The following is a 14,142-nucleotide window of genomic DNA, read 5'->3' as shown; positions in this document are numbered from 1 at the left end:
GTGGCCCCGGAGGTTCCAGTATGAACCCGAAACTGAATGGATTCACCCGGGCCGGGTCCGGCCTGCGGCATCGGTTCCAGACTACAGGGGAAGGTGTATGGCGTATGTCACGTTTGTGGCCGATCCTTTGCGAGGCAAGGGCTGGCGGGTCGCCGGTCCTGTTCAGAGTGGAAGTATGCCCGGGGAAGTATGTATAATTTGTGCATACTCTGGAGGGCCTACCGATGGAAGCCACTGTTGCAGAACGCGGACAGATCACCCTGCCCAAGGCGGTGCGTGATGCCCTCGGCCTGACCAAGGGCACGCTGCTGAAGGTCGAGCTGGACGGCAGCCGCATCATCCTGCGCAAGAGTGTTGACGATGCCATTTCACGGGCGCGCGGCAAGTTCGCGCTGGACGGCTTCGAATCGTCCGACGCAGCGGTACGCGCGGTGCGTGACGAGGAGTAAGCCGTGATGATCGCCGTCGATTCACCGGTACTGGTCGAGCTGCTCAGCAATGGCCCGCAGGCCGATGCCGTGGAAGCCATCCTGCGGCAGAGCCTGGTCGGTGGCCGCGTAGTGGTGTGTGGCGCGACCCTGGCCGAAGTCTGCGCATCGCTGCGCGGTGGCGCCGAGGTGCTGGAAGCACTGGAAGAGATGGGTGTGCACTTCAACCCGATGGAAGCCAAGTCGGCCCTGCGCGCCGGCGAGATGCACCGCCGTCATCGCCAGCGCGGCGGCAGCCGCCGCAGCCTGGACGAATTCATGGTCGGCGCCCACGCACTGCTGCAGTGCGATGGCCTGATCACCTGGAACGACACGTTTTACCGCGACTACTTCAAGGGCCTGAAGCTGATCGTGCCGCAAGCCTGAGCCCACCTTGTTATTTCAACCTACGCATTACCCGGGAGTTGTCATGTTGGAAGCCTACCGCCACCACGTCGCCGAGCGCGCTGCGCTTGGCATCCCGCCGCTGCCGCTGAGCGCGCAGCAGACGGCCGATGTCATCGAACTGCTGAAGAACCCGCCGCAGGGCGAGGCCGAGTTCCTGCTCGACCTGCTGACCCACCGCGTGCCGGCCGGCGTCGATGACGCAGCCAAGGTCAAGGCCTCGTACCTGGCCGCGATCGCGCTGGGCAGCGAGCAGAACCCGCTGATCAGCCGCGAGCGCGCCACCGAACTGCTGGGCACCATGCTCGGCGGTTACAACGTGGCCCCGCTGGTGCAGTTGCTGGACGACGCCAGCGTCGGCACCATCGCTGCCAACGGCCTGAAGAAGACCCTGCTGGTGTTCGATGCGTTCCACGATGTGCAGGAAAAGGCCAAGGCCGGCAACGCCAACGCCCAGGCCGTGCTGCAGAGCTGGGCCGATGCCGAGTGGTTCACCAGCAACCCGGAAGTGCCGCAGAGCCTGACCGTCACCGTGTTCAAGGTGCCGGGCGAAACCAACACCGACGACCTGTCGCCGGCACCGGACGCAACCACCCGCCCGGACATCCCGATGCACGCCCTGGCGATGCTGAAGAACAAGCGCGACGACGCGCCGTTCACCCCGGAAGAAGACGGCAAGCGCGGTCCGATCCAGCAGATCCTCGACCTGAAGGACAAGGGTCACCTGGTTGCCTACGTCGGCGACGTGGTCGGCACCGGTTCCTCGCGCAAGTCGGCCACCAACAGCGTGCTGTGGTGGACCGGTGATGACATTCCGTTCATCCCGAACAAGCGCGCCGGCGGCGTCTGCCTGGGTTCGAAGATCGCCCCGATCTTCTACAACACCATGGAAGATGCCGGTGCGCTGCCGATCGAGCTGGACGTGTCGAAGATGGAGCACGGCGATGTGGTCGAGCTGCGTCCGTACGAAGGCAAGGCGCTGAAGAACGGTGAAGTGATCGCCGAGTTCCAGGTCAAGTCCGACGTGCTGTTCGACGAAGTGCGCGCCGGTGGCCGCATTCCGCTGATCATCGGCCGTGGCCTGACCGGCAAGGCGCGTGAGGCGCTGGGCCTGGCCCCGACCGACCTGTTCCGCCTGCCGGTGCAGCCGGCCGACAACGGCAAGGGCTTCTCGCTGGCGCAGAAGATGGTCGGCCGCGCCTGTGGCCTGCCGGAAGGCCAGGGCATGCGCCCGGGCACCTACTGCGAACCGAAGATGACTTCGGTCGGCTCGCAGGACACCACCGGCCCGATGACCCGTGACGAGCTGAAGGACCTGGCCTGCCTGGGCTTCTCGGCCGACCTGGTGATGCAGTCGTTCTGCCACACCGCCGCTTACCCGAAGCCGGTGGACGTCAAGACCCACCACACCCTGCCGGAGTTCATCTCCACCCGTGGCGGCGTTTCGCTGCGCCCGGGCGACGGCGTGATCCACAGCTGGCTCAACCGCATGCTGCTGCCGGACACCGTCGGTACTGGTGGTGACTCGCACACCCGTTTCCCGGTGGGCATTTCGTTCCCGGCCGGCTCGGGCCTGGTCGCCTTCGCTGCGGCCACCGGCGTCATGCCGCTGGACATGCCGGAATCGGTGCTGGTGCGCTTCAAGGGCAAGATGCAGCCGGGCGTGACCCTGCGTGACCTGGTCAACGCGATCCCGCTGTACGCGATCAAGTCGGGTCTGCTGACCGTGGCCAAGGCTGGCAAGAAGAACATCTTCTCCGGCCGCATCCTGGAAATCGAAGGCCTGCCGGAGCTGAAGGTCGAGCAGGCGTTCGAGCTGTCCGACGCCTCGGCCGAGCGTTCGGCCGCCGGTTGCTCGGTGCGCCTGAACAAGGAACCGATCATCGAGTACCTGACCAGCAACATCACCCTGCTGAAGTGGATGATTGCCGAGGGTTACCAGGATCCGCGCTCGCTGCAGCGTCGTATCGAGAAGATGGAAGCGTGGCTGGCCAACCCGGAGCTGCTGGAGCCGGATGCCGACGCCGAATACGCTGCCGTCATCGAGATCGACCTGGCCGACATCCACGAGCCGATCGTGGCCTGCCCGAACGACCCGGACGACGTGAAGACCCTGTCCGAAGTCGCCGGCGCCAAGATCGACGAAGTGTTCATCGGTTCGTGCATGACCAACATCGGTCATTTCCGCGCCGCTGCGAAGTTGCTGGAAGGCAAGCGTGACCTGCCGACCCGCCTGTGGGTGGCCCCGCCGACCAAGATGGATGCCTCGGAGCTGACCAAGGAAGGCGTGTACGGCACCTTCGGCGCCACCGGCGCACGCATGGAAATGCCGGGCTGCTCGCTGTGCATGGGCAACCAGGCGCAGATCCGCGAAGGTTCCACCGCGATGTCGACCTCGACCCGCAACTTCCCGAACCGCCTGGGCCGCAACACCAACGTGTACCTGGGTTCGGCCGAACTGGCGGCGATCTGCTCGCGCCTGGGCCGCATCCCGACCAAGGAGGAGTACATGGCGGACATCGGCGTGATCAACGCCAATGGTGCGGAGATCTACCGCTACATGAACTTCGACCAGATCGAGGAATATCAGGACGTGGCCAAGACGGTCGCTGCCTGATGCGGTAGTGCCGGCCGCTGGCTGGCGGCCCCGTTGAAACGAAGAACCCCCGGTGAGAGCCGGGGGTTTTTTGTGGACAGGGCACTTTCGGACAAATTGTATGTCTCTGGCGACGCATGGCGCCTACCGTGGATGCCCACCATTCGGGTCTTGCCTGAGATGCGCCATTCATTTCTGCTGACGACTCCCAGCCCTGCCCATCGCCGCAGCGTCATCACCCAAGCCTTCGGGGCTCTGCTGGCCTCCGTACTTCTGATCATAGCGCCATCGGTCGGCGCAACTCCGGCGTCTGCGATGCCGCTGTCTATCAAGCCGCCGCCCCGTCTCGACAGGACTACACGCCACAGCCTCTGTCATGAGGGTCGCTGCGTGGTGCTGGATGGCACGGGCCGGCAACTGGTCGAGCATCGGGGAATGCAATACCTCCGCCCCTTCAAAAATGGGGTGGCGGTCTTCGAAAGGGGGGAGAACAGGGGCGTCATGAATTCAGAAGGGCGTATCGTCCTTGAAGCGCATTACGACTCGGTTGAGGTACATGGCAACGGGATGATCGAAGCCAAGGTATTGCTGCGGAGCCCGCCCAAGGCGTACACGCGAATCGACTTCTTCAATGCACGAGGCCGATTGGTGCGTCGGTTTGAGGAGAAAGGCGAGATCGATCTCCTGCGCTCGGCGTCCTGGGCAGGAAACCCGGCTGTAGAACTCTGCAACAGTGAAAAGCGGCGCTGCACGACCCACTTCCTTGACGCAAAGGGCAGGTCCGGTCCCGTTTTCAGTGTCTTTGGTAGCTTTGGTCCCGTGGGTCATGATGGGGAAGTGGCCATCGCTTCGCGCGATGGTGTCCACTTTGGCCTGGTTGATCGATCACTGGCAGGCATAGGGCGCCAGGACTACGATCAGATGACCTTCAACAGTTCGGGTTTCGCGCTCGCCACCCAGGGCGGGAACGACACGGTGCTGGATCCCCACGGGGTGCAAGTGGCGCCCATGGGTCGATATCGGTTCAAGTTTGGTCGGGGTGGGTACCTGCTTTCTGCGGTAGCCGAAGACGGCCAGTGCCTGCATTTCACGCGCGCGGGTTTGATGTTTCCGACGCCTGCAGGCCACTGTATGAAGACAGATGAGTTCGCTGAACGAGTGGGGTATGTAATCTTCAGTTCGGAAGATGATGAATACGTTGTAGGCCTGGATGGGTCGCTGCGCTCCCTGCAACGCGCTGCAGGCCTGCATCCGTTGAACCGCAGGATCGTCGAGTATCAAAAGCCCGGCGAAGCGGGGGTGCGTTTCATGATGCTGGAAGATGGCAGCATCTCGTCTTCCCTGTACTACCGACTTGCGCGTTTTCAAACCGCGGAAGGGCTGGATGACCAACTGCTGTTGGCCCAAGCCGATGGAGGATGGGGTGTAATAGATGCTACGGGTGCTTGGCTGATTCCTCCTCGCTACCGTCGAATAAGACCATTGGGTCCGAATCTGGTCGCGGCATTCGAACGGCCGGGATATGACCCCGGGTATCACATACTCGATCTGCGTGGCAATGCGGTGGCTGATTTCACGCTGCATGATCCCTTGCCGGATTTTTTGGCGGATGGAACAAGAGTCTATGCGCTCTCACTACGTGGCCGTTGGGGTCTTCTGGATGAGTCGGGGCGGTGGAGGCTGGCGCCCCGCTACGGCTACGTGAATGTTTCGAAAGGCCTGGTTTCCGTGCGTGAGCGAAACAGTGCCGGTGATATTACGGTTAATTTTCTTGACCCGGACACAGAAACGACGCTGTTCGAACAGGGATTTCTATCGATTCATTCTCGACCGGATGGTCTGTTTGAGACGTTGAAGACAGATCAGACCTTGGAGCTGATCAAGCTTGACGGGACCGTTCTGGGGCGTCTGCATCCTCGTCCCAGCCAATAGTCGGACCATTGACTGCTTGGTATGGCTGGAGCCTGGTGCGATCCAAATGGAAGATCTGGGCGTGTTGGAAACAACGCAACGCTCAGGCTTCCGGCGCTACTGCACGGTCCAGTCTGCGCTGCCTTCCAGCCGACGGCCGCCGATCAGCACGTTGCCGCTCTTACCGGAGACATCCATCTCGAACCAAGGCAGTCCATCACGGTCAAGTGGACGCACGTAGGACTGGCGCTTTGCACGGTTGAATTCGATGTAGTAGCGGCGATGCACGTTGGGGTACGGCGGGATAGACGGGCCTTTCCAGCTGACGCTTACCGCGCCGGGATCTTCGCGACCCACCAGCATCAGCATGAAGAACACATCACCCTGCTTGGCCTCGAAGTAGAACAGATCGCCACTGGCGCTGGCGGGTGCCAGTGGCAATGAAAGCAGTACGGCCGCCAGGGCGGCCTTCCATATGCCTTTGATCATGTGCAGCATTCCTTGTGCAATACCGCTATCAAAGCACACATGCGGGTAGCGCGTTGAAACGAAGAACCCCGATGAAAGCCGGCACCTTTTCTTGTTGCATGATGGCCTGTAGCGCCGAGTCCATGCTTGGCTGCTGTTCGTGCGATGCGCGATGAGTCGAGCGCGGCTCGACTCTACAAAGGCATCCACGCATGGCGTGGATCTACTGCCCGCGGAGTCCTTGAGCCGGGGCGCGCTATCAGCCGCGAGCGAGCGCCAGCAGCCGCTCGGCAATCCGTTCCAGCGGCACCTGTTCCTCAGCGGCGCCGAGTTTGAACGCGGCGCCGGGCATGCCCCAGACCACGCTGGTGGCCTCGTCCTGGACCAGCGTCGGTGCGCCGGCCTGGCGCATTTCCAGCAGGCCGCGCGCGCCGTCATCGCCCATGCCGGTGAGGATGGCACCGATCGCGTTGCCGCCGGCATTCTGCGCGACCGAACGGAACAGCACGTCGACCGCAGGCTTGTGCCGGTTCACCGCCGGGCCATCGTCGACGCGGCAGCGCCAGCGCGCACCGTCGCGGATGATGCGCAGGTGCTTGCCACCCGGCGGCAGGTAGGCATGGCCGGGAAGCACGGCTTCACCATCGCTGGCCTCGCGCACGGCCATCGCCGAGTGCCGATCCAGTCGCTCGGCGAAGGCGCTGCTGAAGCTGGCGGGCAGGTGCTGGGTCATCACCACGGCGGGAGCATCGGCAGGCATGCCTTCCAGCACAACGCGCAGCGCTTCGGTGCCACCGGCCGAAGAACCAATCGCGATCAGGCGGTCGGTGGTGCGGAACTGCGGCGCAGCCGGGCGCATTGCAGGAGCTGCTTCGAGCAGGAGTTTCGGAGCGGCCGCACGCACCAGCGGGCGGACGCGCGAGCGCGCCGCCATCTTGACCTTGGCGATGATCTCATCGGCGTAGGCCTGCAGGCCGCGCGCCACGTCCAGCTTGGGCTTGGACACGAAGTCCACCGCGCCCAGCGCCAGCGCCTGCAGGGTGGTGTCGGCGCCGCGTTCGGTCAGCGAGGAGATCATCACCACCGGCAGCGGGTGCAGGCGCATCAGGTTTTCCAGGAATGCCAGCCCGTCCATGCGCGGCATTTCCACGTCCAGCGTGATCACGTCCGGGGCCAGGCGCTTGATCTTCTCGCGCGCCAGCAGCGGGTCGGCGGCGGTGCCGACCACGTCGATGGTCGGGTCGCTGGACAGGATCTCGGTGAGCATCTGGCGCACGACGGCGGAGTCGTCGACGATCAGGACCCGGCAGGGGGCGTTGCCGGTCAGGGTCATTCGAACAGCTCCACGCCACCGGTGACCGGTGCCTTGGACAGGCGTGCACGCACCGCCGATTCGGTAGCGGCCACTTCGGCTTCGTGGGCGTGCGGCAGGCGCTGCACGACGACGCGGCCGGTATCGGCGAAGAACCAGATCTTGCGCGGATGGATGCCGCACAGGTCCTCGGCGATGATCGGGATATGCTCGGCCTGCAGGTACTGGCGCACGAACTCGGCGTTACGGGTACCGACCGGATTGCTGGTGAATCCCTTGAGCACGTTGGCGCCGCCGAACACCTTGGCCTCGATGCGCTTGCGGTGGGCGCCGCGCTTGAGCATGTCGTTGATCAGCAGTTCCATCGCGTAGCTGCCGTAACGCGCGGGCGCGCCGTCGCCGGCATTGCCCTCGGGCAGCAGGAAATGGTTCATGCCACCGATCTTCAGTACCGGGTCCCGCAGGCAGGCCGCCACGCAGGAACCCAGCGTGGTGGTCAGCGCGGTGGTGTCGTCTACCACCAGGTACTGGGTCGGCAGAAGCTTGGCGGCAATGGTCTGGAAGCGCGCATCCTGGTAGCGCATCACATCGTCGGTACGCAGCGAGGCGTTCATGCACCGGCCTTTGCCGCGCGGCGGTACAGGGTGCGGCCACAGGGCTGGATCAGGTCGGCGGCGTGCAGGTAGTTCTCCGAGTGTCCGGTGTAAAGCAGGCCGTCATCGGCCAGGTGCTGTACCAGGCGGCCGAGGATCGCGCGCTGGGTTGGCTTGTCGAAGTAGATCATCACGTTGCGGCAGAACAACGCATCGAACGGGCCGCCGACGTCGTAGCGCGGGGCAAGCAGGTTCAGTGGGCGGAACTCGATCAGCTCGCGCAGTGCCGGCAGCACGCGGCACTGGCCCTCGTTGGGGCCGCTGCCGCGCTGGAAGTAGCGCCGGCGCAGGTCCGGGTCGAGGTTGGTGACGCGGTCGATGTTGTAGACGCCACGGCCGGCGGTGGCCAGCACCTGGGTATCGACGTCGGTGGCGATGATGCGTACCGGCGGCTTCAGGGTGCCGAAGGCCTCGCAGGCGGTGATCGCCATCGAATAGGGCTCTTCACCGGTGGACGCCGCGCACGACCACAGCAGCAGCGGCGTGCGGCCGGAGCGCTGCTGCAGCTCTTCGCGCAGCTTGTCGAAGTGGTGCGGCTCGCGGAAGAACGAGGTCAGGTTGGTGGTCAGGGCGTTGGTGAACGCCTGCCACTCGTCGCCGTCTTCCTGCTCCAGATGGTCCAGGTACTGCTGGAAGCTGCGCATGCCCAGCGTACGCAGGCGGCGAGAGAGGCGGCCATACACCATGTCGCGCTTTGCCGGCGCCAGGGCGATGCCCACGCGCTGGTAGATCAGGTCGCAGACGCGGCGGAAATCACGGTCGGCGAACTCGAATTCGCGCGGGCCGGTGACGATGGGAGTGGGACTTTGCACGGGGGACGTGTCCATCGGCGAGGGCGGTGGCCGAAGCCACCGCGGGTGGGTCTCAGAATTCCTGCCAGTCGCTGTCGCTGGCCACGAAGGTACTGGCGTTGCTGCTGCGGCGGACCGGCGCGGGCGTGCTGGTCGGCTGCGGACGGGCCACGGTGGTGACGCGCGCCGGTTCCACGCGTTCCGCCACAGCCTTCACTGCGGCGGAAACCTGGTTGTCGAGGCGGAAGATCGCCACGGCGTCGGCCAGCTGCGCGGCCTGGTCTTCCATCGCACGTGCGGCGGCCGTGGCTTCCTCCACCAGCGCGGCGTTCTGCTGGGTGGTTTCGTCCATCTGCACCACAGTCTGGTTGACCTGCTCGATACCAGCGCTCTGTTCCTGCGACGCGGCGGAGATCTCGGCCATGATGTCGGTGACGCGCTGGACCGAGGCGACGATCTCGCCCATGGTGCTGCCGGCCTGATGGACCAGGCTGGAGCCTTCGGCGACCTTGCCGACCGAATCGTCGATCAGCCCTTGATCTCCTTGGCGGCGGCAGCGGAGCGCTGGGCGAGGGTGCGCACCTCGCTGGCGACCACGGCAAAGCCACGGCCCTGTTCACCGGCACGCGCGGCTTCCACCGCAGCATTCAGCGCCAGGATGTTGGTCTGGAAGGCGATGCCGTCGATGACCGAGATGATCTCGGCAATCTTCTTCGACGAGGCTTCGATGGCCGACATGGTGGTGACCACCTGGCCGACCACGTCGCCACCCTGCGAGGCGACACCATGCGCACCGATGGCGAGCTGGTTGGCCTGGCGCGCGTGTTCGGCGTTCTGGCGCACGGTGGAGGTCAGCTCCTCCATCGAGGCAGCGGTTTCTTCCAGGTTGGCGGCCTGCTGCTCGGTGCGGCGCGACAGGTCGCTGTTGCCGGAGGCGATCTCGCCGGCGGCCAGGGTGATGCTGGAGGCGCTGGCCTGGATCTGGCCGACGATCTGGGTCAGCTGCGCAACGGTGGTGTTGGCGTCGTCGCGCATGCGGGCGAACACGCCCTGGTAATCGCCGTGCATGCGCGCGGTCAGGTCACCTTCGGCAATCGCCGACAGCAGCTGCGAGAGCTTGCCGAGGTTGTCATCGCTGACCGCCATCATCGCGTTGAGGTTTTCCAGCATCAGGCGGAAATCGTGATCGAAACGCTGCGCGTCGCCACGGCGGCTGAAGTCGCCGGCGGCGGCGGCACTGGCCAGCTGCTTGATCTCGGCGTTGATGCGGCCGAGGTTGGCCTTGACGGTGTCGACGGTGGTGGTCATCGCCGCCTTTTCGCCGGGGTAGCGGGCGATGTCGCGGCTCAGGTCGCCGACCGCATACTGCTGTACCACGTCCAGCACGTCATGCAGGGTCTGCACGTGGCTGCCGACCAGGGTATTGGTCTCCTGCACCATCAACCCATACTCGCCGGGGAAGACACTGGCGTCGATGCGGTAGCTCAGTTCGCCGGCATCGTGACGGCGGGCCATTTCGCGCTGGCCGCCGATCACCGCGTGCAGCTGCTGCTGCATGCCGGACATGGCTTCAAGCAGGCGGCCGGGTTCGTCATGCGCCTGCGGACCGATGTGGCTGTCCAGCTTGCCATTGGCAATGCCTTCGGCGACGGCGGTGGCCTGCTTCAGCGGGCGCGCGATGCGGTTGCCGATGACCCAGCTCAGGGCGAGGACGATCAACACCAGGACGCCACCGGAGACTGCCATGATGGCGGTGAACACCAGCGCCTGCTGCTGCACGTCGTCCATGTAGACGCCGCTGCTGACCACCCAGTTCCAGGGCGCGAACAGGCCGGCGTAGGCGACCTTCTCGACCTCGCCCTTGCTGCCAGGCTTGGCCCAGCGATAGTTGACGAAGCCGCCGCCGGCCCTGGCCGCTTCGACCTGGTCGTAATAGATGCGCACGCCGTCGTCGGTGCGGAAGTCCTTCATGTCCTTGCCGACCAGGTCCTTCCGGAACGGGTGCATCAGCAGGCGGTAGCCGGTGTCGTAGATGTTGAAGTAGTACGTATCGTTCTCGGCACGCATCGATTCCAGCGCCTGCAGCGCGGCGCCCTTGGCGGCGTCCTCGCTGAGCTCGCCGGTGCCGGCCAGGCGATGGTAGTGCTGCAGGATGCCGTAGCTGAGTTCGACCTGGGTCTTCAGTGCGGTCTTGCGGGTCTCGGTGAGGTCCAGGTACTGCATGCGGGCGGCGATCACCGAGAGCGCGATCACGCCGAGCGCGATGAGCAGCGTCAGCAGGTTGAGCTTGCGCCGGACGGAGAGATTGCTGAAGTAGTGTTGCCAGCGATGCAGGAGATTCATCGAGCAGGACCAGGTCGAAACGGGCGGGCGGCGCCGAGCCGGTCAGCGGCGGGATACGCCGTGACAACCCCGTTATCGGCCGCTGGGGCGGGGGATTGAGGTGTTGTGTCCGAACGTATTCAGGTTTCCGTGCAGCGGCGGCTGCGGCGCTGCCTGCGGCAGGCTTTTGAAGCAACAGCAACAGCAACAGCAACAGCGGTTGGTCGGCGCTGGATTGTCAGTAAGTGGCTGGGCCGGGGTGGGCAGGCAGGACACGCCGTAAACCCCCCTCCGGGGTCCGGCCCAGCCGCTGGCGGCTGTGCGTTCGGGCGCTTGCGAAGCAGTGCTTCGCAAGCAAAGCGCCCTCACCCATGGGGGCTCGATGGCGCCATCCATGGCGCCAACGGTCCTGCCTACCCACCCCGGCCCAGCCCTCTCGGCACTTCGGTGTCGGACGGAAAGAGCGTTGGGTTTCCAAGTGGAAAGAGGGGTCAGATCCGTTTTCCTGCGGAAAACGGATCTGACCCCGGAAGTGACCTGGCTTTTGTTTTTTGCTTTTCTTTCTTCAATCCGGGGTGGACGCGCACGAAAACTGTCCGTGGCCGGGAGGGTGGGTTGCGCAGGGGTGTCCGCGGCATGGATGCCGCGGCCAAGCCCCCAGGGACGGGTTCACGGCGTCCCCTGCGCAGCCCACCCTCCCGGCCTAAACGTAGGAAATCCGCCGCTCTCCGCGACCACCCCGAGGGGCTTCGCCGTTGGCTGGAATCCAGATACCCCGTAAACAAAAACGCCCCAGCACAGGGCCAGGGCGTTCTCGTACATCAGGTCAGGCAGGCATCAGAATTCCTGCCAGTCCCCGTCGGCCAGTTCCGTGGCCATCGGGCGACCACCCGCGGTGCGGCGCGCGGGCGGAGCGGCCGGAGCCGGTGCTGCCGGTGCAGCAGCACGCGGGGCCGGGGCAGCAACGCGCGGCGGTGCAACCACGGTATCGGCTTCGTCGACCACGAAGATCGAAACGGCCTCGCTGAGGTGGCCGGCCTGTTCTTCCATCGCCCGGGCGGCGGCGGTGGCTTCTTCCACCAGTGCAGCGTTCTGCTGGGTGGTTTCGTCCATCTGCACCACGGTCTGGTTGACCTGCTCGATGCCGGCACTCTGTTCCTGCGAGGCGGCGGAGATCTCGGCCATGATGTCGGTCACGCGCTGCACCGAGGCAACGATCTCGCCCATGGTCGCGCCGGCCTTGTGCACCAGTGCCGAGCCGTCGTTGACCTTGCCGACCGAATCGTCGATCAGGCCCTTGATCTCCTTGGCGGCGGCGGCCGAGCGCTGGGCGAGGGTGCGCACCTCGCTGGCGACCACGGCAAAGCCACGGCCCTGTTCACCGGCACGCGCGGCTTCCACCGCGGCATTCAGCGCCAGGATGTTGGTCTGGAAGGCGATGCCGTCGATGACCGAGATGATCTCGGCGATCTTCTTCGACGAGGCTTCGATGGCCGACATGGTGGTGACTACCTGGCCGACGACGTCGCCGCCCTGCGAAGCGACACCATGCGCGCCGATGGCGAGCTGGTTGGCCTGACGGGCATGTTCAGCGTTCTGGCGCACGGTGGAGGTCAGTTCCTCCATCGAGGCGGCGGTCTCTTCCAGGTTGGCCGCCTGCTGCTCGGTACGACGCGACAGGTCGCTGTTACCGGAGGCGATTTCGCCGGCGGCCGAGCTGATCGCGCGGCTGGACTGCTTGATGCGGGTGACGATTTCACTCAGCTGCGCGGCGGTGGCGTTGGCGTCGTCGCGCATGCGGGCGAACACGCCCTGGTAATCGCCGTGCATGCGCACGGTCAGGTCACCCTGCGACAGTGCGGCAAGGAGGCCGGAGATCTGTTCGATGCTGCCGGCGTTGGCGTCCAGCAGGCCGTTGATCTGCTGTGCCAGCTGCAGGAAGAAGCCTTCCTTGTCGCTGGCGTCGATGCGGCCGGACAGGTCGCCGGCGGCGGCCTGGGCGATGACGCGCGCCACTTCGGCTTCGACCAGGGCCTCCTGGGTGCGGTCGCGCCATTCCACCACGTAGCCGACGGTGTCGCCGCTTTCATTGCGGATGGTCGACACCACCTGCGCGAACTGGGCGTCGCCGTACTGCATCGGGCGACGGGCGACGCCGTGCGCCTTCAGGTTGCCCAGCAGGGTCTGGTCCATCTCGCCGCGGTGCTCCAGCACGGTGACCGGCTTGCCGATCAGCGAGGCCTGGGCGTCGAAGTCCGGCAGGTCGCGGCGCACTTCGTCCTGGTACTGGCTCAGGGTCTGCTGCAGGGCGCGGTTGCTGTAGACGATGGTGTTGCTGGTATCGGTCAGGTAGACGCCGGTGGAGCTGTAATCCAGCGCGGTACGGATGCGCAGGTTCTCGCGGGCGACGGCCTGGTCGGTTTCGATGCGCTCGCGCAGGTCGCGCTGCATGCGCTGCATGGCCTGCATCAGCTCGCCCACTTCGTCCTGGCGGCTGACGTCGATGTGGCCATCGAGCTTGCCGCCGGCGACGTCGTTGGCAACCGAAACGGCACCACGCACGCTGCCGACCAGAGCACGGGCGAACAGCCAGACCAGCACCAGGCCGAGTGCGGCGCCGCCCAGCAGGGCAATCACGGTCAGCACGGCCGAGGCGGAATAGGTGGACGCGGCCTCTTCGCGCGAGGCGCGGGCGAGGCGGTTGTCTTCGGCGATCAGCGCTTCCAGCGCCGAAGCCGCCTTGCGGTGCTTGGTGCGGGTCTCGCCCACGAAGGTATCGATGGCATCGTCCGGCAGGTCCAGCTCCAGCATTTCGGTGACGCTGTCATAGGAGGCCAGGGCGTCCTTCCATTCCTTGGCGAAGGTATCGAACAGCTTCTTCTGCTGCGGGTTGTCGACCAGCTTCGGGTAGTCCTTGATCGACGTGTCCATGCTGGTGCGCAGGTCGACGGCCTGCTTGCGCGCGTCGGCCTTGACGTCATCGCTGGCGCGGATCAGCTGCTGGTAGGCGGCATTGCGGTACTCGCCCAGCATGCCGCGCATCTCGCCGGCCATGCGGATGCTTTCCATGCGCGAACCGGCCAACTCGGTGGTGACGTTGTTCAGCGAATGCAGTCCGCGATAGGCGACGATGCCCTGCAGCAGCATCACCAGCAGGAGGACACCGAAGGTCAACAGCAGCTTCGGCATCAGTTTCAGGTTGTTGATCCACGGCATG

At 65.2% G+C, this 14,142-nt stretch carries 9 protein-coding genes and 1 pseudogene; 4 read left to right on the top strand and 6 right to left on the bottom strand.

Annotation, left to right across the window (positions count from 1 at the left end):
• Positions 1-224 precede the first annotated feature (224 nt).
• From AASM09_RS12445 to AASM09_RS12430, 4 genes are all read left to right on the top strand, one after another.
• Positions 225-449, top strand: a complete 225-nt coding sequence (locus AASM09_RS12445) for an AbrB/MazE/SpoVT family DNA-binding domain-containing protein (protein ID WP_005409505.1) — start codon at positions 225-227, stop codon at positions 447-449.
• Positions 450-455: 6 nt separating this feature from the next.
• Positions 456-854, top strand: a complete 399-nt coding sequence (locus AASM09_RS12440) for a type II toxin-antitoxin system VapC family toxin (RefSeq protein ID WP_005409506.1) — start codon at positions 456-458, stop codon at positions 852-854.
• A gap of 43 nt (positions 855-897) precedes the next feature.
• Positions 898-3,489 (top strand): bifunctional aconitate hydratase 2/2-methylisocitrate dehydratase, encoded by a 2,592-nt coding sequence (acnB, locus tag AASM09_RS12435; RefSeq protein WP_049431167.1) that lies wholly within the window; start codon positions 898-900, stop codon positions 3,487-3,489.
• Between the two features lie 159 nt (positions 3,490-3,648).
• On the top strand, positions 3,649-5,400 hold the full coding sequence (locus AASM09_RS12430; RefSeq protein ID WP_308306894.1) for a WG repeat-containing protein: 1,752 nt from the start codon (positions 3,649-3,651) through the stop codon (positions 5,398-5,400).
• Positions 5,401-5,496: 96 nt separating this feature from the next.
• Here the strand turns inward: AASM09_RS12430 and AASM09_RS12425 are convergent, their stop codons facing one another.
• From AASM09_RS12425 to AASM09_RS12400, 6 genes and pseudogenes are all read right to left on the bottom strand, one after another.
• A complete protein-coding gene (locus AASM09_RS12425) occupies positions 5,497-5,868 on the bottom strand; it encodes a hypothetical protein (protein WP_049431160.1) in 372 nt (123 codons plus the stop codon).
• A 238-nt stretch (positions 5,869-6,106) separates the two neighbouring features.
• Positions 6,107-7,180, bottom strand: coding sequence for a protein-glutamate methylesterase/protein-glutamine glutaminase (locus AASM09_RS12420; protein WP_100443532.1), 1,074 nt, complete (start codon positions 7,178-7,180; stop codon positions 6,107-6,109).
• Positions 7,177-7,773: a chemoreceptor glutamine deamidase CheD gene (cheD, locus tag AASM09_RS12415; protein WP_014037083.1), complete on the bottom strand. Its 597-nt coding sequence runs from the start codon at positions 7,771-7,773 to the stop codon at positions 7,177-7,179. The genes AASM09_RS12420 and cheD overlap by 4 nt, the downstream gene beginning before the upstream one ends.
• Positions 7,770-8,639: a CheR family methyltransferase gene (locus tag AASM09_RS12410; RefSeq protein WP_049431156.1), complete on the bottom strand. Its 870-nt coding sequence runs from the start codon at positions 8,637-8,639 to the stop codon at positions 7,770-7,772. The genes cheD and AASM09_RS12410 overlap by 4 nt, the downstream gene beginning before the upstream one ends.
• A 37-nt stretch (positions 8,640-8,676) precedes the next feature.
• Positions 8,677-10,946, bottom strand: a pseudogene (locus AASM09_RS12405) (methyl-accepting chemotaxis protein).
• A gap of 816 nt (positions 10,947-11,762) precedes the next feature.
• A complete protein-coding gene (locus tag AASM09_RS12400; protein WP_100443530.1) occupies positions 11,763-14,141 on the bottom strand; it encodes a methyl-accepting chemotaxis protein in 2,379 nt (792 codons plus the stop codon).
• Position 14,142: the final 1 nt, after the last annotated feature.

This window comes from Stenotrophomonas maltophilia (genome assembly GCF_039555535.1).
In the GTDB taxonomy this organism is placed as follows: domain Bacteria; phylum Pseudomonadota; class Gammaproteobacteria; order Xanthomonadales; family Xanthomonadaceae; genus Stenotrophomonas; species Stenotrophomonas maltophilia_Q.
The sequence above is the reverse complement of the archived record's forward strand: the minus strand, read 5'-3'. Positions and strand labels throughout refer to the sequence as shown.